The organism is Streptomyces sp. NBC_00122 (assembly GCF_045160845.1).
GTDB lineage: Bacteria > Actinomycetota > Actinomycetes > Streptomycetales > Streptomycetaceae > Streptomyces.
Map to the genome: position 1 here is coordinate 1,863,316 of NZ_CP108191.1, position 19,041 is coordinate 1,882,356.

The 19,041-nt window shown below is 72.4% G+C and carries 18 protein-coding genes and 1 pseudogene; 7 read left to right on the forward strand and 12 right to left on the reverse strand.

Features of this window, described 5'->3' with window-relative positions; genetic code table 11:
- Positions 1-531: 531 nt before the first annotated feature.
- Positions 532-1,227, reverse strand: a complete 696-nt coding sequence (locus OG737_RS08845; protein ID WP_405679970.1) for a TerB family tellurite resistance protein — start codon at positions 1,225-1,227, stop codon at positions 532-534.
- 186 nt (positions 1,228-1,413) lie between these two features.
- On the opposite strand from OG737_RS08845, the gene OG737_RS08850 reads away from it, so the two are divergent.
- Positions 1,414-2,172, forward strand: a complete 759-nt coding sequence (locus tag OG737_RS08850) for an SDR family NAD(P)-dependent oxidoreductase (RefSeq protein ID WP_328925653.1) — start codon at positions 1,414-1,416, stop codon at positions 2,170-2,172.
- A gap of 64 nt (positions 2,173-2,236) precedes the next feature.
- On the opposite strand, the gene leuA is transcribed toward OG737_RS08850, so the two are convergent.
- Positions 2,237-4,006: a 2-isopropylmalate synthase gene (gene leuA, locus OG737_RS08855; RefSeq protein ID WP_328925654.1), complete on the reverse strand. Its 1,770-nt coding sequence runs from the start codon at positions 4,004-4,006 to the stop codon at positions 2,237-2,239.
- A 365-nt stretch (positions 4,007-4,371) separates the two neighbouring features.
- Between leuA and OG737_RS08860 the strand changes: the two genes are divergently transcribed.
- From OG737_RS08860 to OG737_RS08875, 4 genes are all read left to right on the forward strand, one after another.
- Positions 4,372-5,448: a M4 family metallopeptidase gene (locus OG737_RS08860; RefSeq protein ID WP_328925655.1), complete on the forward strand. Its 1,077-nt coding sequence runs from the start codon at positions 4,372-4,374 to the stop codon at positions 5,446-5,448.
- Between the two features lie 10 nt (positions 5,449-5,458).
- Positions 5,459-5,728 carry a protealysin inhibitor emfourin gene (locus OG737_RS08865; RefSeq protein WP_328925656.1) on the forward strand — a complete coding sequence of 90 codons (270 nt, stop codon included), beginning with the start codon at positions 5,459-5,461 and terminating at the stop codon, positions 5,726-5,728.
- A 27-nt stretch (positions 5,729-5,755) separates the two neighbouring features.
- Positions 5,756-6,574: a GNAT family N-acetyltransferase gene (locus OG737_RS08870; protein WP_328925657.1), complete on the forward strand. Its 819-nt coding sequence runs from the start codon at positions 5,756-5,758 to the stop codon at positions 6,572-6,574.
- Between the two features lie 121 nt (positions 6,575-6,695).
- Entirely contained in the window at positions 6,696-7,340 is a 645-nt protein-coding gene (locus tag OG737_RS08875) for a class I SAM-dependent methyltransferase (RefSeq protein ID WP_328925658.1), read from the forward strand.
- Between the two features lie 9 nt (positions 7,341-7,349).
- Here the strand turns inward: OG737_RS08875 and era are convergent, their stop codons facing one another.
- The 4 genes and pseudogenes from era to OG737_RS08895 all read right to left on the reverse strand — a co-directional run bounded on the left by era (position 7,350) and on the right by OG737_RS08895 (position 11,716).
- Positions 7,350-8,300, reverse strand: a complete 951-nt coding sequence (gene era, locus OG737_RS08880) for a GTPase Era (protein ID WP_405681424.1) — start codon at positions 8,298-8,300, stop codon at positions 7,350-7,352.
- 501 nt (positions 8,301-8,801) lie between these two features.
- Positions 8,802-9,239: pseudogene (locus OG737_RS08885) on the reverse strand (WxL protein peptidoglycan domain-containing protein); the annotation flags it as partial.
- Positions 9,236-10,564 carry a beta-xylosidase gene (locus OG737_RS08890; RefSeq protein ID WP_405921387.1) on the reverse strand — a complete coding sequence of 443 codons (1,329 nt, stop codon included), beginning with the start codon at positions 10,562-10,564 and terminating at the stop codon, positions 9,236-9,238. The pseudogene OG737_RS08885 and the gene OG737_RS08890, both read right to left, overlap by 4 nt.
- A 114-nt stretch (positions 10,565-10,678) precedes the next feature.
- Positions 10,679-11,716 carry a helix-turn-helix domain-containing protein gene (locus OG737_RS08895; RefSeq protein ID WP_328925659.1) on the reverse strand — a complete coding sequence of 346 codons (1,038 nt, stop codon included), beginning with the start codon at positions 11,714-11,716 and terminating at the stop codon, positions 10,679-10,681.
- Between the two features lie 71 nt (positions 11,717-11,787).
- On the opposite strand from OG737_RS08895, the gene OG737_RS08900 reads away from it, so the two are divergent.
- A complete protein-coding gene (locus OG737_RS08900) occupies positions 11,788-13,092 on the forward strand; it encodes an MFS transporter (protein ID WP_405921388.1) in 1,305 nt (434 codons plus the stop codon).
- Positions 13,089-13,745 (forward strand): class I SAM-dependent methyltransferase, encoded by a 657-nt coding sequence (locus tag OG737_RS08905; protein WP_328925661.1) that lies wholly within the window; start codon positions 13,089-13,091, stop codon positions 13,743-13,745. Before OG737_RS08900 ends, OG737_RS08905 begins: the two co-directional genes overlap by 4 nt.
- Before the next feature lie 160 nt (positions 13,746-13,905).
- On the opposite strand, the gene OG737_RS08910 is transcribed toward OG737_RS08905, so the two are convergent.
- The 6 genes from OG737_RS08910 to OG737_RS08935 form a co-directional block, all read right to left on the reverse strand.
- Positions 13,906-14,262 carry a cytidine deaminase gene (locus tag OG737_RS08910; RefSeq protein WP_405679966.1) on the reverse strand — a complete coding sequence of 119 codons (357 nt, stop codon included), beginning with the start codon at positions 14,260-14,262 and terminating at the stop codon, positions 13,906-13,908.
- Positions 14,263-14,323: 61 nt separating this feature from the next.
- Positions 14,324-14,686, reverse strand: coding sequence for an MmcQ/YjbR family DNA-binding protein (locus tag OG737_RS08915; RefSeq protein WP_328925663.1), 363 nt, complete (start codon positions 14,684-14,686; stop codon positions 14,324-14,326).
- Complete coding sequence (locus tag OG737_RS08920; RefSeq protein WP_328925664.1) at positions 14,683-15,987, reverse strand: hemolysin family protein; 1,305 nt, start codon at positions 15,985-15,987, stop codon at positions 14,683-14,685. Before OG737_RS08920 ends, OG737_RS08915 begins: the two co-directional genes overlap by 4 nt.
- Positions 15,984-16,481 (reverse strand): rRNA maturation RNase YbeY, encoded by a 498-nt coding sequence (gene ybeY, locus OG737_RS08925; RefSeq protein ID WP_053689049.1) that lies wholly within the window; start codon positions 16,479-16,481, stop codon positions 15,984-15,986. Before ybeY ends, OG737_RS08920 begins: the two co-directional genes overlap by 4 nt.
- A 13-nt stretch (positions 16,482-16,494) precedes the next feature.
- On the reverse strand, positions 16,495-17,538 hold the full coding sequence (locus OG737_RS08930; RefSeq protein WP_328925665.1) for a PhoH family protein: 1,044 nt from the start codon (positions 17,536-17,538) through the stop codon (positions 16,495-16,497).
- A 126-nt stretch (positions 17,539-17,664) separates the two neighbouring features.
- On the reverse strand, positions 17,665-18,762 hold the full coding sequence (locus OG737_RS08935; protein WP_328925666.1) for a PfkB family carbohydrate kinase: 1,098 nt from the start codon (positions 18,760-18,762) through the stop codon (positions 17,665-17,667).
- Positions 18,763-19,041 lie beyond the last annotated feature (279 nt).

Below are 19,041 nucleotides of genomic sequence, written 5' to 3' on the forward strand. Positions count from 1 at the left end.
TGTCAGTGCGTTCACGTGAATCGAAGCCCCGCTGTGTTACGGGCGTCGTCTCGTCGTGTGACCGGAATTGAACGCCTGTGGGAGGCCTCACAGATATCGTCGACGTCTACAAATTGTTGACGATCAGCGATCTTCGATCTGTCGGTTTCTCCAGTGGTGGAGACCTCGGCGCTGGAGTATGCGGAACACCGCCCGAAAGCATGCATGACCACCGCGCAGTTGCGAAGCGCCGCGGCAACTCCCCACGCCACGGCCCGTTGTGCACTTCGGGCCCGCAAAGCAGCAGTCCCCGCTCCTGCCGTCCAAGGGGTGGGACGCGTGGTGTCCCGAGCGGGCGTCACCCGGCCCGTACGGCCGCCCGGAGGGTACGAATCCGGTCGCACGAGGCCGGATCGTTACGTCCGGCGGAGCCGTTTCGGGCGGCTTTGGCGAGCCCGCCCGTACAGGAGGCGAGCCCGCCCGTACACGAGCCGGGGCCCGGCGGATGTCCGCCGGGCCCCGGGGAGTGCCTGTCCGGTCGCGCTCACGCGCTCAGGGCGCCCGTACCGCCGACAGCAGCCGGACCACCTCGTCCGTGTCGATGCGCAGCGCGGCGCCCACGGTGGAAAGCACCTCGCGCTCCGCGGGGGTGTACGGACCGTCCGCGAGCGCGATACGGGCACCCTGCAGCAGGATCGACTCACGGCCCGGGCCCGCCAGGTGCGGGGCCAGCGGCTCCAGGGCCTCGTGGAGCTCTATCGACAGCGCGGCCCCGCAGCATTCCGGGACGTCGTACAGCCCGAGCCGCCCCTGGTCGGTGGACAGCGCCTCCACGAGGGACTCCAGCTGCTCCTCCGCGCAGTCCTGGAAGCCCGCGGCCCGTACGGCGCTCACCGCGGTCTCCAGCGCGCTGCGCGAGGCCGTCCCGCCCGCGGCGAGCACGGCCAGCGCCACGGTGTGCACCGCGTCGCGCAGCATCGCGGTGAAGCGGGTGGTGGTGAGGTGGTCCAGGACGTCGGTGTCGAAGCGCTCGCGGCAGCCCTGGCACTCGACGACGGGCCCGGCGGAGCCGCGCGGCAGCAGCGGCACGCCGACGACGGTGAACCGGCGGCGCCCGGTGCGCCTGCGGTAGTTGCGGTCTCCACCACAGGCGGGGCAGAAGAATTCCCCGTCGCCCACGGTGCTCCAGGTGGTACGGATGCCCCAGACCGTCAGCTTCCGGCCGTCCCCACCCCGAACTGGCAGCACGTCGCACCTCCGTAACTCCCCCGTGGTCCCTCGGACACGGGCGGGGCCCCACCGGCAACGTCGCCGGGTTGGCGTGATGTTAGCCACATCGGTGAGGATGCGTCAGTCGTGTGACAAGACAACATGTCGCGGGACCCGGACTTGGCCGATCTGCGCCCCCCGCGAGCGCCCCCTATGGTCTGCGGCATGAATCAGAAGTCCTGCCTGGTGACCGGTGCCGCGAGCGGGATCGGCCGGGCCACCGCCGTGCTGCTCGCCCGCTCGGGTGCCCTGGTGACCGCCGCCGACGTCAACGGCCCCGGGGTCGAGGCCCTGCGCACGGAATTGGCCGACGAGGGGCACGCCGTCACCGCGGTCGCCGGTGACGTCGCCGATCCGGAGGCCAACCGCGCGATGATCGCCGCCGCGGTCGGGGCCTACGGGCGCCTTGACGTCGCCGTGGCGAACGCCGGGGTGCTCCCCCTTTCGGATGTACGGGAGACCAGTCCTGACGACTGGGACCACGTCATGGCCGTCGACGGCCGGGGGATGTTCCTGACCTGCAAGTACGCCATCGAGGCGATGACCGCGCAGCCGCGGCCCGGCGGGGCGCTGGTCTGCGTGTCCTCGATCTCGGGGGTGGCCGGGCAGGCCCGGCAGGCGGCGTACGGGCCGGCGAAGTTCGTGGCGTCGGGGCTGACCAAGCACCTCGCGGTGGAGTGGGCGGCGCGCGGGATCCGGGTCAACGCGGTGGCCCCGGGGACCATCCGTACGGAGCGGGTGCTGGCGCTGAAGGACGAGCCGGGAGGGCCGGAGTACCTCGAGGAGATGGCGGGGGCCCACCCGATGGGCCGGCTCGGCGAGCCGGAGGAGGTCGCCCGGGTCATCGCCTTCCTGGCGTCCGACGCGGCTTCGTTCGTGACGGGCGTGGTCCTGCCGGTGGACGGCGGCTACCTGGCCCGGTGAGGCGCCGGGAAACGGCGGAACCCCGCCCCTCCGGGTGGAGGGACGGGGTTCACGTACGAGCGGGTCAGCGGCCCGCGCGGTTGACGGCGGAGATGACCGCCTTCAGGGAGGCGCGGGTGGTGTTGGCGTCGGTGCCGATGCCCCACAGGACGCGGCCGTCGATCGCGCACTCGATGTACGAGGCGGCCACGGCGGAGGCGCCCTCGCTCATGGTGTGCTCGGTGTAGTCCAGCAGGCGGGCGTCGACGCCGATGCCGGCCAGCGCGTCGAAGAAGGCCGAGATCGGGCCGTTGCCGGTGCCGGTCAGGACCGTCTCGACGCCGTCGACGACCGCCTCGACGGTCAGCGTGTCCGTGCCGTCCTTGTCGGTGGCGGTCGAGCCCGAGCGCAGCTGGATGCGTCCCCACGGGTTCTCGGGGTTGGGCAGGTACTCGTCGGAGAAGACGTCCCAGATCGCCTTCGGGGTGACCTCGCCGCCCTCGGAGTCGGTCTTGGCCTGGATGATCCGCGAGAACTCGATCTGCATGCGGCGCGGCAGGTCCAGCTTGTGGTCGTTCTTCAGGACGTACGCGATGCCGCCCTTGCCGGACTGCGAGTTGACCCGGATGACGGCCTCGTAGGAGCGGCCGACGTCCTTCGGGTCGATGGGCAGGTACGGGACGGCCCACTCGATGTCGTCGACGGTGACGCCCGGGCCCTGGGCGGCCGCGTCGGCCTCCATGGCGTCGAAGCCCTTCTTGATGGCGTCCTGGTGGGAGCCGGAGAAGGCGGTGTAGACCAGGTCGCCCGCGTAGGGGTGGCGCGGGTGGACCTCCATCTGGTTGCAGTACTCGCTGGTGCGACGGATCTCGTCGATCTGCGAGAAGTCGATCTGCGGGTCGATGCCCTGGGAGAACAGGTTCATGCCCAGGGTGATCAGGTCGACGTTGCCGGTGCGCTCTCCCTGGCCGAACAGGCAGCCCTCGATGCGGTCGGCGCCGGCCATCAGGGCCAGCTCGGCGGCGGCGACGGCGGTGCCGCGGTCGTTGTGCGGGTGCACGGAGATGCAGATGTGCTCGCGGCGGGTCAGGTTGCGGGCCATCCACTCGAAGCGGTCCGCGTGCGTGGACGGCGTCGAGCGCTCCACGGTCGCGGGCAGGTTCAGGATGATCTCGCGGCCCTCGGACGGCTGCCAGACGTCGCAGACGGCCTCGCAGACCTCCAGGGCGAAGTCCAGCTCGGTGTCGGTGAAGATCTCCGGGCTGTACTGGTAGCCGAAGACGGTCTCGGGGCCCAGCAGCTTCTCGGCGTACTCCATGACCAGGCGGGTGCCGTCGACGGCGATCTGCTTGATCTGCTCCTTGGAGCCGCGGAAGACGACCCGGCGGAAGGTCGGGGCGGTCGCGTTGTACAGGTGCACGGTGGCGCGCTTGGCGCCGACCAGGGACTCCACGGTCCGCTCGATCAGGTCCTCGCGGGCCTGGGTCAGTACGGAGATGGTGACGTCGTCCGGGATCGCGCCCTCTTCGATGATGGAGCGGACGAAGGCGAAGTCCGTCTCGCCTGAGGACGGGAAGCCGACCTCGATCTCCTTGTAGCCCATGCGCACCAGCAGGTCGAACATCTCGCGCTTGCGGGCGGGGGTCATCGGGTCGATCAGCGACTGGTTGCCGTCACGCAGGTCGGTGGACAGCCAGCGGGGAGCCTTGGTGACGCGGGCGTCCGGCCAGGTGCGGTCGGGGATGTCCACCTGCTCGTACTGGCCGTACTTGTGGATGGGCATCCCGGAGGGCTTCTGGGTGTGGGTCGCGTTGGTGATGGGCGTGGGGCGACCGACAAAAGTGTGCTGACTCATGGCGTTGGGCTCCTCGCGTGTCCGCGTGTAGTTCGCTGGGACGGCCGACAACGGTCGCAAAACCGCAACACCAAACTCCGCGGGGAGGGGGTCGGCCTACGACTACAGACCCTCGCCGCGGCAGCTAAGGAGAAGCAGCCCGATACGCATGATGGGCCGAGCCTAGCCGAGCCGCGCCGTAAAGCGAGGACCTGTTTCAGTATGCAAGACCCGCCTGTCCGATTTGTACCTAATGTGAGCTACGCCTCTCCCCATCCCCCCGAGTCAGGCCGATCCGTCAACCGGGCGCCACGGATTTCAGACAAGTGAATGAATCATGGTCGCAGGTAGTGACACGACGATGACCCACTGCCACATTGCCGGGCATGGATGCCTCCCACGCTCACCACCGCCACCCCGTCTTCTGCACCGTCGTGCCGCCCCACCTGCTCGACAAGGCCGCCCGGTCCGCCGACTCGCGGCGCGCCGATCTCGCACAGCGCACGCTGGAACGCGACTCCATGCTGCGCACCCGGCGCAGGGTCACCGCCGTCCGCGGGATCGTGCCCACGCTGGGGGCGCCCGCCTCCGACGAACCGGACCGGACCATTTACGACGCCCAGCACCGCACCCGGCTGCCCGGGAAGAAGGTGCGCTCGGAGGGCGGCCCGGCGGGCAAGGACGCCACCGTCAACCGTGCGTACGCGGGGCTCGGGGCCACCTTCGAACTGTTCCTGCAGGGCTTCGGGCGGCGCTCGATCGACGACGCCGGGCTGGCGCTGGACGCGACCGTCCACTACGACGAGGACTACAACAACGCCTTCTGGGACGGGCAGCAGATGGTCTTCGGCGACGGGGACGGGGACCTCTTCCTCGACTTCACGGTGTCGGTGGACGTCATCGGGCACGAGCTGACCCACGGGGTCACCCAGTACTCGGCGAACCTGGAATACCACCAGCAGTCGGGCGCCTTGAACGAGTCGATGTCGGACGTCTTCGGCTCGCTGATCAAGCAGCACTCGCTGGAGCAGACCGCCGACCAGGCCGACTGGCTGATCGGATCCGGGCTGCTGGGACCGAACGTCACCGGGGTCGCGCTGCGGTCGATGAAGGCACCGGGGACGGCGTACGACGACGACGAGCTCGGCAAGGACCCGCAGCCGGCGACCATGGACGGCTACGTGACCACCTCGCGCGACAACGGCGGGGTCCACATCAACTCCGGCATCCCCAACCACGCCTTCTACATCGTGGCGACCGAGCTGGGCGGCAAGGCCTGGGAGCGGGCCGGCCAGATCTGGTACGACACCCTCACGGGCGGGCAGCTGGCCTCCGACGCGGACTTCGCGGACTTCGCCCGGCTGTCGACCGCCGCGGCCGTCGCCCGGTACGGGAACGGGGGCGCGGAACACCAGGCGCTCCAGAAGGCGTGGTCGGCGGTGGGCGTCCCGCTGGCGGGGTAGAAGGCCACGCATGCGGATTCAGGTGGTACGGACGGGCGGCTTCGCGGGCATCGAGCGCCGGGTCGAGGTGGACACCTCGGGACTGGAGGACGAGGCCGAGTGGCAGGCACTGGCCCAGCTCGCGCTGCGGCCAGGTCCGCCGGGGCACGCGGCGGGCCGGATCCGGGACGGGTTCTCGTACCGGATCACGGTGGACGGGCGGACGGTGTCCTGCCAGGAGCCGAACCTGTCGGACGCGCAACGGGCCCTGATCACGCGCGTCCTGAAAGAAGGTGCCTGAGACCTGCCGCTTTGCTTGGATGACCGGATGACCGACCACATGATCGATTCACTGCTGTCCGAGCTGGAGCGGTACTACGACACGGTGCCGCGGGTGGGCGGGGCGCGGGCCGAGGACTTCGGGCCGCTGACCCTGTTCGTCCAGGAGGGCGACGGCTGGCAGTACTACGCGCGGCCCGCGCTCGGCGGCCCCGGCGCGACCGCGGCGGACGTGGAGCGGGTACTGGCCCGGCAGCGGGAGCTGAACGTACCCGAGGCCTTCGAGTGGGTGGCCGAAACCAGCCCCTCGCTGCGGGCCGCGGTGGAGGCGGCGGGGCTGCATGTCCATGCACACCCGCTCATGGTCCTCGACCCGTCCGCCGTACCGGGCCCCGCGCATCCGGAGGTCCGCCTCCTCGGAGCCGACGACCCGCTGCTGACGGCGGCGGTGACGGTCCCGGCCCTGGCCTTCGCCGCTCCGGGCACGGCGATGGGCGAGGCGGGCCCCGCGGAGCTGGCGGCGGCGATGGCCGACCCCGACGCGGGGGCGCGCCGGGCGCGGGTGTCGCAGATGCTCGCGTCGGGCCGTACCGGCATGGCGGCGGCCGTGCGGGACGGCGTGGTCCTGTGCTCCGGCCAGTACAACCCGGTCGGGGACGTCGCCGAGGTGGTGGGCGTCGGCTGCCTCCCGTCCGCCCGCCGGCAGGGCCTGGCCCTCGGGGTCACGGCGGCCCTGGTCGCGCAGGCACTGGAGCGGGGCGCCCGTACGGTCTTCCTCTCCGCCGGGGACGAGGACGTGGCCCGTGTCTACGGCCGCATCGGATTCCGCCGCGTGGCGACGGCCCTGATCGCCGAGCCCCCGGCCTGAGGGCTGCCCTGACGGGTTCTGCTGGTGACGGTTTTGCCGGAACGGCAACGGTATTTGCCCGCCGGGGCGGTACCGCCGCAGCATCGGCCGTACCGGCAGACCCGTACAGGAAGAGGCCACCATGTCCCACCACCAGCACCAGGATCACGCCGCGGGCGAGGAGTTCTGGGACGCCCGTTACAGCGAGAGCGACCGCATCTGGAGCGGCCGGGCCAATGCCGTCCTGGTCCGCGAGGTCGCGGACCTCACCCCCGGCCGGGCCCTGGACCTCGGCTGCGGCGAGGGCGCCGACGCGGTGTGGCTGGCCCGGCAGGGCTGGCACGTCACCGGGACCGACATCTCCGGGGTGGCCCTGGAGCGGGCGGCCCGGCACGCCGGCGAGGCGGAGCTCACCGGCCGCGTCGAGTGGCAGCGGCACGACCTCGGCGAGTCCTTCCCCGCCGGGGAGTTCGACCTGGTCTCCGCGTGCTTCCTGCATTCGTACGGGGACTTCCCCCGCGAGCGGATCCTGCGGACGGCCGCCGCGGCCGTGGCCCCCGGCGGGATCCTGCTGATCGCGGGCCACGCGGGCGGGCCCTCGTGGGACCCGGACAAGCACGCGGAGATGGGCTTCCCGACCCCGGACGAGGTCCTGGCGCAGCTGGAACTGCCCGAGGGCGACTGGGAGGTCCTGCTCGCGGCGGAACACGTGCAGGACCTGACCGCACCCGACGGCCGTCCCGGGACCCGCCCGGACAACGCGCTGAAGGTGAGGCGGCTGCGCTAGGGCCTGGAGTCAGAAGCCCAGCTTGCGCAGCTGCTTGGGGTCCCGCTGCCAGTCCTTGGCGACCTTCACGTGGAGGTCGAGGAAGACCGGGGTCCCGAGCAGCGCCTCGATGTGCTTGCGCGACTTCATCCCGACCTCCTTCAGCCGGGCGCCCTTCGGGCCGATGATGATGCCCTTCTGGCTGGGCCGCTCGATGTACACGTTGGCGTGGATGTCGAGCAGCGGCCGGTCGGCCGGGCGGTTCTCGCGCGGGATCATCTCCTCGACGACCACGGCGATGGAGTGCGGGAGCTCGTCCCGTACGCCCTCCAGCGCGGCCTCGCGGATCAGCTCCGCGACCATGACCATCTCGGGCTCGTCGGTGAGGTCGCCCTCCGGGTACAGCGGCGGGCTCTCCGGCAGCATCGGCGCGATCAGGTCGGCCAGCAGCTGGACCTGGCTGTCGCCGACGGCCGAGACGGGCACGATCTCGGCCCACTCGAAGCCGAGCTCCGCGGCGAGCTGGTTGATGGCGAGGAGCTGCTCGGCCAGCTGCTTGGACTCGACCAGGTCGGTCTTGGTCACGATGGCGATCTTGGGGGTCTTCTTGATCCCCGCGAGTTCCTTCGCGATGAACTTGTCGCCGGGGCCGAGCTTCTGGTCGGCCGGCAGGCAGAACCCGATGACGTCGACCTCGGCCCAGGTGGACCGTACGACGTCGTTGAGGCGCTCGCCGAGCAGGGTGCGCGGCTTGTGCAGGCCGGGCGTGTCGACCAGGACGAGCTGGGCGTCGGGGCGGTGCACGATGCCGCGGACGGTGTGGCGGGTGGTCTGCGGCCGGTTGGAGGTGATCGCGACCTTGGTGCCCACGAGTGCGTTGGTGAGGGTCGACTTCCCCGCGTTGGGGCGGCCGACGAAGCAGGCGAAGCCCGCACGGTGCGGGGCGGTGGACTCGGGGGAACGATCGCTCATACGGGCCATTCTCCCCGATGCCGCTCCCAGCGCCGACCAGCCCATGGCCGCGAGGACGCCGGCGGCCGCCAGGAGGCTGCCGAGACGGGGGTGGGTGGCGTAGGCGGCACGGCTCTGAGCTGTGGTTCCGTCGGCCGTGGCCCGTACCGTCACGTCGGCCCATTCCGCCGCGGGCGGACCGTCCCAGGGGGCGCTGAGCCGGGCTTCCTGACCGGGCAGCAGTTCGCCGGGCAGTCCGGTGAGGCCGCGGGCGAGCAGCGGCCGGCCGAGGGCTCCGGTGGCGGTGAGGGCGGCCCGGGGGCGCAGCGTGACGTTGCCGAGGTTGTGGAGCGTGTACGAGACCTCCGCGCCGGCGCCGTGACGCCGGACGGAGACGTCCCGGACGGCGAGGGCCGGGGCGGTGGGGCCGGTCACGCGCAGGTACAGGCGGGCGGCGACGGCCTGCTGCACGCCGATCCCCCGGGCCGTGGTGGCGGCGGGCCGGTCCTCCAGGGCCACGATGGCGCCGGGGTGGTCGCCCGGTTCCGCCCGTTCGGGGACGGCGAGGGTGAAGGCGACGCTGACGGACCCCCCGGCCGGTACGGTGACCCGCTCCCGGTCGAGCGTGACCCAGGCGGCCGTGGCCAGGCGCGGCTCGTCGGGGCCGCGGAGCGCGAAGCCGCCGTCCCGGGCTGTGTTGTAGGCGTCGGCGGCGTAGAGCCGGAAGGTACGGGGCCGGTCGGAGCGGTTGGTGACGGTCACGGTGTCGGCGGCCGACCGGCCGGGTGCGGCGGCGAGGTAGAAGTAGGGCCGCTGACCGACGGCGTTGGCGGCGGGCAGCACGGACCACTGGCCGTTGTCGGCGCCCGCGGCCGTCCCGGCGGGCCCGAGCAGCAGCACGGCGGCGAGCAGTGCGGTGAGCACGGCGGCGGGGACGGCCCCGCGCGACGGCACCCGGACCGTCGTCACGACAGGGTCAGCGTCAGGACCGCCGTGTACGCGCCCGGCGGGGTGTACGGGGGCACGTGGAGGGTGACCGCGGCGTCGACCGTGAAGGTGCCGCCGACCAGGGGGCCGTCGGGCGTGGAGGCCAGGACCGCGCCGTCCGGGCCGACCGTGCCCACGCTGCCCGCGGTGCACGGGCTGGGGCTGCCCGCCGCGGCGGCGCACGTCGGGGTCCAGGAGAGGGAGCCGCCCGGGATGCGCAGACCGCCGGGCCCGGTGAAGTCGGTGACCTTGCCGATCAGGGACCAGCCGGCCGGGCCGCCGCGGGCGTCCTTGACGGTGACGGTGCCGATCCGGCCGGGGGCACCGCCGCCGTCGCCGTAGGGCACCGCGCCCAGGGTGATGGCCTCGCCCGCCTGGGTCATGGCGAGGGTGCCGGGCTCGACGGTGGCGGTGATCTCCTGGGTGCCGGGCGGCGGCGGAGTGACCCCGATGACGGTGTACGCCGCCGGACCCGAGCCCAGCCGCGCGGACCAGGCCGTCCCCTCGTAGGCGACGACCGCGGTGGTGGCCTTGTCGGTGACCGGCAGCTCGGCCAGGGCCACCCCGAGCTCGTCGGCGGTGGCGACGGCCCGGTCGGCGGTCTCGGCGGCGCCCGCGCGCCCGGCCACCGTCACGGTCGCACCCGGGGTGAAACCGGCGGCGGTGACCTTGAGCCGGGCTCCCGGAGCGCCGGCGGGCGCGGCGAGGAAGACGCTGCGCAGGTTGGCCGTGGGCAGCGGCGTCGCGGTGAGGCGTACGGAGACGGGGGCCTCGGCGGCCGGGCACACGGTGTCGAGGTCCACCGGGTGGCTGGTGTGCAGGGTGTAGCCGCCGGGGGCCAGGGTGATCTCGCCGGGCGCGGTGACGGTGAAGGTGCCGGTCATGGTGAGGGCGGGCAGGGCCGCGCCGGGGTTGGCGGGGCTGGCGGGGCTGGCGGGGACGTCGCGTCGGCCGCCGACCACGGTGACCTCGCCGCTCTGGGCGCCCGCCAGCAGGACCCGGCCCGTCGGGGTCGGCGCGTCGGCGGGGAGTCCGGCGCCGGCCGGGCTCCGGTCCGGGTCCGCCACGGCCGGGGTGGCGATCACCTGGTAGGTCACGGTGACGGTGTCGCCGACCTGTGGAGCCGGGTTGTCGACGGTGATCCGGGCGGTGGTCGGCCCGTCGGCGGGCGGGAGTCCGGCTTCCTGGGGCGGAAGGCAGTGGGTCGGGAAGTTCACCTGGCCCGGGACCTGGCCCGGGGGCGTTTCGTCGACGGCGGCGGCGGGTGCGCTCAGCGCTCCCCCGGCCGCTGCCGCGAGCGCGGCCATGCCGACGGCTGCCGACCATCTCCTGCTCCTGCTGCGCGCGCCTGTTCGCACTGCCCGCCCCCTGCGTTCCGTCGCCCCGACAGGGGGCCATTCACGAGCGGGCGGCAGGAGAAGTCAATGCACGGACCCGGCATCAACTGATGGCCCATCAGGAGATGGCGGCGTGCTGGTGCAGGCGGCCGCGCGGAAGGTGCGCCGGTAGGCCGTCGGGCTCACCCCCAGCGCCGCCTGCACGTGCTTGCGCAGCGACTGCGCCGTCCCGAAGCCCGCCTCCCGCGCCACCTGCTCCATCGGCAGCTCCGTCTCCTCCAGCAGCCGCCGGGCCCGCTCCACCCGCTGCCCCACGATCCACTGGCCCGGGCTGACTCCCGACTCCTCCCGGAAGCGGCGCGTGAAGGTCCGTACGGACATGGCCTCCTTCCGGGCCAGGTCGGTGAGGCGCAGCGGTTCGTGCAGCCGGTCCATCACCCACGCGCGGGCGGCCGTGGTGCTGGCCAGCTGCGGCTGCGGCACCGGGCGCTCGATGAACTGCGCCTGCCCGCCGTCCCGGTGGGGCGGTACGACGGTCCGCCGGGCCACGTCGTTCGCGACGGCAGCGCCGTGGTCACGGCGCACGATGTACAGGCACAGGTCGATCCCGGCGGCGACGCCGGCAGAGGTCAGCACGTCCCCGTCGTCGGTGTAGAGCACGCCCGCATCGACCCGGACGGCCGGGAAGAGGCGCTGGAAGTGGTCGGCGGAGGCCCAGTGGGTGGTGGCCCGGCGGCCGTCCAGGTAGCCCGCGGCGGCCAGGACGTAGCCGCCGGTGCAGATGGAGACGAGCCGGGTGCCGGGCCGGATGTACGCGAGGGCCGCGGCGAGTTCACCGGTCAGCCGGCCGTGCTCGTGGACCGGCCCCAGCTCGTAGGAGGCCGGCACCACCACGGTGTCGGCGGTGGCCAGCAGCTCCGGGCCGTGCTCGACCTGGATCGCGAAGTCGGCGTCCGTGCGCACCGGTCCGGGGGCGAGGCCGCAGGTCAGGATCTCGTAGAGCGGCCGCCCGGCCGGATCCTTCGCACGCCCGAAGATCCTGTGCGGGATGCCGAGCTCGAAGGGCAGCAGCCCGGCGAGGGCGAGGACGACGACGCGGTGGGTCCGGGGTTGCGGCTCCATGGCCCGATCATATCGAAGCATGACAGCCGGGCCACTGTCGTCAGGGGTACGGCGGGCCGGAAGCTGTCGGCGTGACGCAGACAGCCCCCACCTCCACGGCCTCCACGGCCCCCCTGCAGGCCCCGCCGCAGCCCGGACGCATCCACCGCGCCTGGTTCGTCGCGGCGGTCTCCTTCGTGACGATCATCGGCGCCGCGGGCTTCGCCTCCCTCCCCGGACTGCTCATCGAGCCGCTGCACGAGGAGTTCGACTGGTCGCGCGGCACGATCGGCCTCGCCGTCTCCGTGAACCTCGCGCTGTACGGGCTGACCGCGCCGTTCGCGGCCGCCCTGATGGACCGATTCGGCATCCGCAAGGTCGTCGCGGGCGCGCTGACGGTCATCGCGGGCGGCTCGGCCGCCACCGTGTGGATGACCGCCTCATGGCAGCTGGTGCTGTTCTGGGGCGTGCTGGTGGGTCTGGGCAGCGGCTCGATGGCCATGGCCTTCGCGGCGACGGTGACCAACCGGTGGTTCACGGCGCGGCGCGGCCTGGTCACCGGGATCCTGACGGCGGCCGGGGCCTCCGGGCAGCTGGTCTTCCTTCCGCTGCTGTCCTGGCTGGTGGAGCACCACGGCTGGCGCCCGGCGACGGTGACCGTCTCCCTCACCGCCCTGTGCGTGGTCCCGTTCGTGTGGCTGCTGTTGCGCGACCACCCGGCGGACGTAGACCTGGCTCCGTACGGGGGCACGTACGCGCAGAAGCCCGCCCCGGTGCCGGGAGCCGCGCGCCGGGCGGTCACCGTCCTGGTCAAGGCAGCCCGGACCGGCCCCTTCTGGCTGCTCGCGGGTACCTTCGCGATCTGCGGCGCCTCCACGAACGGCCTGGTCAGGACCCACTTCGTACCGGCGGCCCACGACCACGGCATGCCGGTGACGGCGGCGGCCGGACTGCTGGCGGTGATCGGCGTGTTCGACGTGGTCGGCACGGTGGCGTCCGGCTGGTTCACGGACCGTTTCGAGGCGCGCCGGCTCCTGGCGGTCTACTACGCCCTGCGCGGGGTCTCGCTGCTCTTCCTGCCGATGCTGCTGGCCCCGTCGGTCCACCCGCCGATGGTCTTCTTCATCGTCTTCTACGGTCTGGACTGGGTCGCGACCGTCCCGCCGACCATCGCCCTGTGCCGTGAGCAGTACGGGGACGACAGCGCGATCGTCTTCGGCTGGGTGCTGGCCTCGCACCAGGTGGGGGCGGCGGTCGTGGCCTTCCTGGGCGGCCTGGCGCGGGACGTCTTCGGCTCGTACGACGTCGTCTGGTACGCCTCGGGCGCGCTGTGCGCGATGGCCGCGCTGATGGCGATGGTGATCCGCCGCCGCACAAATGATCCACTCACCGTGTGAATCCACTGACGCAGCGCGCCTTCGAGGCGATCGGCCGGTTCAACGCCGCCCACCCCTGGGACCACAACGCCCACTACCACCGCTGGATCCTGCGGCAGCTGCCCGGTCGGTTCGGCCGGGCGCTGGACGTCGGCTCGGGCAGCGGCGACCTGGCCAGGCTCCTGGCCACCCGGGCCGGGGCGGTGCACGCGGTCGACGCCGATGCGGCGATCGTCGCCCGGGCGCGGGAACTGACCGCTCCGGGCGTCCCGGTGGCGTTCGCCGTGGGGGACGCGCTGACGGACGTGCCGCCGGGTCCGTACGACGTCGTCACCTGCGTCGCCACGATCCACCATCTGCCGTTCGGCGATGCCCTGCGCCACTTCCGCCGACACCTGGCCCCGGGCGGAACCCTGGTGGTCGTCGGTCTCGCGCGGGCGCAGACCCCGGGCGACCACCTGCTCGGCGCCGCCGCGATTCCGCTGAACGCCGCCCTGGGGTGGATCAAGAACAAGGGCCGTACGGCTCCCCGGCCGCCCTCGATGACGGCCCCGACGCGCCCGGCGGACATGGGGTTCCGGGCCGTCGTCAGCGAGACCGAGGCCGTGCTGCCGGGCGCGCGGCTGCGCCGGAGGCTGTTCTGGCGGTACACGCTGGTCTGGCGCGAAGGCTGACAGGAGGGCGGGCACACGGCCGGTACGAAGTCCTGCACGCCGGCCGGTACGAAGTCCTGCACGCCGGCCGGTACGAAGTCCTGCACGCCGGCCGGTACGCAGGCGGGCACGCGGGCCGGGTCGAAGGCCCGCGCCGTCGAAGGCCCGCGCCGCCTCCGGATCAGCCGCCCGCCGGGGTGGCGGACCTGAGGGTGCCGTCCGGGGCGGCCAGGAGGACCGGGGTGGCCGGGCCACCGAGGTCGCGGACCGCCGCGCGGTCGGCGTCGGCCACCGACTCCGCCGAGCTGACCACGGCCGCCGCCTCCAGGGACTCGGCCCCGCTCGCCACCGCCATCGCGACCGCGGTCTGCAGCGCGCTCAGCTTCAGGGAGTCGAGCTCCACCGTCCCGGCGACGTAGGTGCGGCCCGTCTCGTCCCGCACCGCCGCCCCCTCGGGCACGCCGTTGCGGGCCCGGGCGCTGCGTGCCAGGGTGATGATCTTGCTGTCCTCGGGGTCGATCCCGGTGCTGTCGGTCATGGTCGAAAGCATAGGGAGCGTCCCGGCGGGGCCGTGCAACGCCCCCGCCGGGACTGGCCGGTCACGGCCGGTCGAGCCGCAGCCGTTCCGCCTTCGGCAGGCCCGCGACCACCAGGTCGTACGAGTCCTCCACCAACTCCCGGACCATCTCGTCCGGCAGCGCGCCCGGCCCGCCCGCGGTCACCGTGTTCCAGTGCCGCTTGTTCATGTGATAGCCCGGCACGACCGCCGCGTGCTCCTCGCGCAGCCGCACCGCCAGTTCCGGCTCGCACTTGAGGTTCACCTTCAGCGGCTCGGCGTCCAGCGACGTGAGCGCGAACACCTTGCCCAGCACCTTGAACACCGAGGTCTCCGGGGTGAAGGGGAACTCCTCCACCGCCGCGTTGAAACTCAGGCAGAACTCCCGCAGCTGCGCCGGGGTCATTCCCCCTCCTCCCCCGCGGCGTCGGCCGCGGCCACCGGTTCCACCAACACCGTCACGATCTTGTTCCGCCGCCCGGCCGGGGACTCGGCCGTCAGCCGCAGCGGCCGCCCGTCCGGCAGCTCCACCAGGGCCGAGGCGCCCGCGATCGGCACCCGGCCCAGCGCCTTCGCCAGCAGTCCGCCGACCGTCTCCACGTCCTCGTCGTCGAACGCCTCGACCTTGAACAGCTCACCGAGGTCGGTGATGTCCAGGCGGGCCGTGACCCGGTAGCGGTCCTCACCGAGGTCCTCGACCGGCGGGAGCTCCCGGTCGTACTCGTCGGTGATCTCGCCGACGATCTCCTCCAGGATGTCCTCGATCGTGACGATGCCGGCGGTGCCGCCGTACTCGTCGATGACCACGGCCACGTGGTTGCGCACCTGCTGCATCTCGCGCAGCAGATCGCCCGCGTTCTTGGTGTCCGGCACGAAGACCGCCGACCGCATGACCGTGGAGACCAGGTCGGACTCGGCCTCCCGGCTGATGTGGGTCTTGCGGACGAGGTCCTTCAGGTAGACGATCCCGACTATGTCGTCCTCGTTCTCCCCGGTCACAGGGATGCGCGAGAAGCCCGACCGCAGTGCGAGGGTGGTCGCCTGACGGACCGTCTTGTACCGCTCGATGCAGACCAGGTCGGTGCGCGGCACCATCACCTCGCGCACCAGGGTGTCGCCGAGCTCGAAGACCTGGTGCACCATCCGGCGCTCGTCGTCCTCGATCAGCGATTCCTTCTCCGCGAGGTCCACCATCGCGCGCAGCTCGGCCTCGGAGGCGAACGGCCCCTTGCGGAAGCCCTTGCCGGGCGTGAGCGCGTTGCCGATGAGGATCAGCAGCTGCGGGATCGGGCCCATCACCCGGGCGAGCGGCACGAGGACGTACGCGGCCGCCGTCGCGGTGTTCAGGGGGTGCTGGCGGCCGATCGTACGCGGGGACACCCCGACGGCGACGAAGGAGACCAGCACCATCACGGCGATGGCCACGAGCAGCGCGGTCCAGGTATCGCCGAACTCGTCGAGGCAGACGTAAGTCACGAGGACCCCCGCCGCCATCTCGCAGGTGACCCGGACCAGCAGCGCCACATTGAGGTAGCGGGTGGGGTCGCCGGCCACCTGGGCGAGCTTCTCGCTGCCGCGCCTGCCCTCCCGTACGGCCTGCTCGGCGCGGAAGCTGGAGATGCGGGCGATCCCGGACTCGGCGCACGCCGCGAACCAGGCCACCACCACCAGCAGGACCGCGCCGGTGATCAGCTGGGGGGCGTTCACGAGACGGTGGGCGCCGGGGACGGGCCCGTCATGCCGCGCTCACCGCGCCAGCCGTCGACGATGGCCGCCTGCAGGCCGAACATCTCGGCCTTCTCGTCCGGCTCCTCGTGGTCGTAACCGAGCAGGTGCAGCACCCCGTGGACGGTCAGGAGCTGGAGCTCCTCGTCCATGGAGTGCTGCGTCGGGGCTTCCTCGCCCTGCTTCTTGGCGACCTCGGGGCAGAGCACGATGTCACCGAGGAGCCCCTGCGGGGGCTCCTCGTCGTCCTTCGCCGGCGGACGGAGCTCGTCCATCGGGAAGGACATGACGTCGGTGGGTCCGGGCAGGTCCATCCACTGGATGTGGAGCTGCTCCATCGCGTCCTCGTCGATGACGATGACGGAGAGCTCGGAGAGCGGGTGGATCCGCATCCGGGTGAGCGCGTAGCGGGCGATGTCGAGGATCGCCCGCTCGTCGACCTCGGTTCCGGACTCGTTGTTGACGTCGATCGACATGGTGCGCTGAGTTCTACTTCCCGTGTTGGCCGTTCCGGCCGTCCTGGCCGTCCTCGTACTTCTCGTACGCGTCGACGATACGGCCGACCAGCTTGTGCCGGACGACATCCTCGGACGTGAGCCGCGAGAAGTGGATGTCCGGAACCCCTTCGAGGATCGACTGCACCTGGCGCAGACCGCTCCTGGTGCCGCCCGGCAGCAGGTCGACCTGGGTGATGTCACCGGTGATGACGATCTTCGAGTCGAAACCGAGCCGGGTCAGGAACATCTTCATCTGTTCCGGAGTCGTGTTCTGCGCCTCGTCGAGGACGACGAACGCCTCGTTCAGGGTGCGGCCGCGCATGTACGCCAGGGGCGCCACCTCGATGGTCCCGGCGGCCATCAGCCGGGGGATCGAGTCCGGGTCGATCATGTCGTGCAGCGCGTCGTAGAGCGGACGCAGGTACGGGTCGATCTTGTCGAAGAGCGTGCCCGGCAGGAAGCCGAGCCGCTCCCCCGCCTCGACGGCCGGCCGGGTCAGGATGATCCGGCTGACCTGCTTGGACTGCAGGGCCTGGACCGCCTTGGCCATGGCGAGGTAGGTCTTGCCGGTACCGGCGGGGCCGATGCCGAAGACGATCGTGTTCTTGTCGATCGCGTCGACGTACCGCTTCTGGTTGAGGGTCTTGGGCCGGATGGTGCGGCCGCGGCTGGAGAGGATGTTCTGGGTGAGCACCTCGGCGGGCGTCTCCTCCCCTCCTTCCACGCCGCTGCCATTGGCCCGGAGCATGGCGATCGAGCGTTCCACTGCGTCCTCCGTCATCGGCTGCCCGGTGCGGAGCACCAGCATCATCTCGTCGAACAGGCGCTGGATCAGAGCGACTTCCGTCGCGTTCCCGACAGCGCTGACCTGATTGCCCCGCACGTGGATGTCGGCCTTGGGGAAGGCCCTCTCGATCACGCGCAACAGGGCGTCACCCGAGCCGAGCACCGTCACCATCGGGTGCGTGGCCGGAACGGTGAAGTGGGCTCGCGCCTGGCCCGGCGCTGGGATCTGGGCTGTGGGTGTCTGAGTCATGGGCCGGCACTGTGGCCTGCGCATACCTCCCGCTGAGGGGCCGCGCCGATCGACGACCTCCGGAGTACCAAGCGTACGTCGCCCCCGGGCCTTCACCGAGGGGTTTTCCCCGCCGGTCCCGGCCGGTTACGCGGAGTGCCGGAAGCCGATCGTCGGCACCGCCCTGCGCCGCGCCGCCGGGGTCGAGCCGGGCGGGATCAGGTCGTCCAGGAAGCCGTACCGGCCGCGCAGCCCGTCCGGGGCGGCCCGCCACCAGTGGGCCACCTCCGGCCAGCCGGGGGCCGACAGGGAGCCGCCGAACTCCTGGACCGACAGGGCCGCCGTCAGCCCGGCGAAGGCCAGCCGGTCCGCCAGTGGCCAGCCCGCGAGGGTGCCGGTGACGAAGCCCGCCACGTACACGTCCCCCGCCCCGGTCGGGTCCAGCTCGTCCACCGCGATCCCCGGGACCCGCGCGGTCTCGCCGGTGCGCCCGTCCACCGCGTACGAGCCCTCCGCGCCCATCGTCACCACGGCGATCGGCACCTTCTCCGCCAGCGCCCGGGCCGCCGCGCGCGGGCAGTCGGTCCGCGTGTACCGCATGGCCTCGCCCGCGTTCGGCAGGAAGGCCTCGCAGTGCTCCAGGTCGGCCAGGGCCCCCAGCTCCCAGCGGCCGCTCTCGTCCCAGCCCACGTCCGCGAAGACCCGCGAGCCGCGCCGCGCCGCCTCGCCGATCCACTCCGCGCCCCGGCCGGGCCCCAGTGAGGCCACGGCCGCCCGGGCCCGCGGCGGGCACTGCGGGAAGGGGCCGGGGCCCGCCGGGGGAGGTGCCTCGTGGCCGTGCGAGACCATCGTGCGCTCGCCCTCGTACGCCATCGAGACGGTGACGGGGCTGTGCCAGCCGGGGATGGTCCGCGACATGGAGAGGTCGATGCCCTCGCCCTGTTCGAGGGCGTCCCAGCAGTACTCCCCGTAGTGGTCGTCGCCGAAGGCCGCGGCGAGCGAGGTGCGCAGGCCGAGGCGGGCGAGGGCCGTGGCCATGTTGGCGACGCCGCCCGGGCTGGAGCCCATGCCGCGCGCCCAGGACTCCGTACCGCGCACCGGGGCCGAGTCGAGGCCCGTGAAGATGATGTCGAGGAAGACCGTTCCGGTCAGGAAGACGTCGCAGCCCGGCTCCTGGGGGTCACGCAGCGGACCGAGCGGGTCCACTGCTGCTGCGCGGATGTCGTCGCTGTCCCGACTGGTCACGGTGTACTCCCCGTTGTTCTTGAAGGGCCGTTTCTGCACGAGGGTTTGCGGTGGAAAGCTGCCAGCCCTTCCCGCTTCGGGTAGACCTGAAACCCAGTGTGGCGCAGATCACCACCGACATGACCTTATCCCCGGCTCCCGCCACTTGAGAGGCATGGGCCCCGCTCTTCCCGCGGCGGGGCCGATGACCGCCGTCGCGCTGCGCGTCCGCGACGGTCCTGGCGGGCGGCGCGGGGGTGCGCGGGGCGGGGGTCGGCGGTGCGGATCCGGAGGTCGCGG

Excerpts from the sequence above, each read along its gene's own strand:
- OG737_RS08910 (WP_405679966.1), bottom strand. The coding sequence starts at position 14,262 with ATGACCGACAGCACCGGGATCGACCCCGAGGACAGCAAGATCATCACC.
- OG737_RS08915 (WP_328925663.1), bottom strand. The coding sequence starts at position 14,686 with ATGACCCCGGCGCAGCTGCGGGAGTTCTGCCTGAGTTTCAACGCGGCG.
- leuA (WP_328925654.1), bottom strand. The coding sequence starts at position 4,006 with ATGAGTCAGCACACTTTTGTCGGTCGCCCCACGCCCATCACCAACGCG.
- OG737_RS08860 (WP_328925655.1), top strand. The coding sequence starts at position 4,372 with ATGGATGCCTCCCACGCTCACCACCGCCACCCCGTCTTCTGCACCGTC.
- OG737_RS08890 (WP_405921387.1), bottom strand. The coding sequence starts at position 10,564 with ATGGCCGCGCTCGCGGCAGCGGCCGGGGGAGCGCTGAGCGCACCCGCC.
- OG737_RS08930 (WP_328925665.1), bottom strand. The coding sequence starts at position 17,538 with ATGACTCAGACACCCACAGCCCAGATCCCAGCGCCGGGCCAGGCGCGA.
- OG737_RS08850 (WP_328925653.1), top strand. The coding sequence starts at position 1,414 with ATGAATCAGAAGTCCTGCCTGGTGACCGGTGCCGCGAGCGGGATCGGC.
- OG737_RS08895 (WP_328925659.1), bottom strand. The coding sequence starts at position 11,716 with ATGGAGCCGCAACCCCGGACCCACCGCGTCGTCGTCCTCGCCCTCGCC.
- era (WP_405681424.1), bottom strand. The coding sequence starts at position 8,300 with ATGGCCCGTATGAGCGATCGTTCCCCCGAGTCCACCGCCCCGCACCGT.
- OG737_RS08865 (WP_328925656.1), top strand. The coding sequence starts at position 5,459 with ATGCGGATTCAGGTGGTACGGACGGGCGGCTTCGCGGGCATCGAGCGC.
- OG737_RS08875 (WP_328925658.1), top strand. The coding sequence starts at position 6,696 with ATGTCCCACCACCAGCACCAGGATCACGCCGCGGGCGAGGAGTTCTGG.
- ybeY (WP_053689049.1), bottom strand. The coding sequence starts at position 16,481 with ATGTCGATCGACGTCAACAACGAGTCCGGAACCGAGGTCGACGAGCGG.
- OG737_RS08870 (WP_328925657.1), top strand. The coding sequence starts at position 5,756 with ATGACCGACCACATGATCGATTCACTGCTGTCCGAGCTGGAGCGGTAC.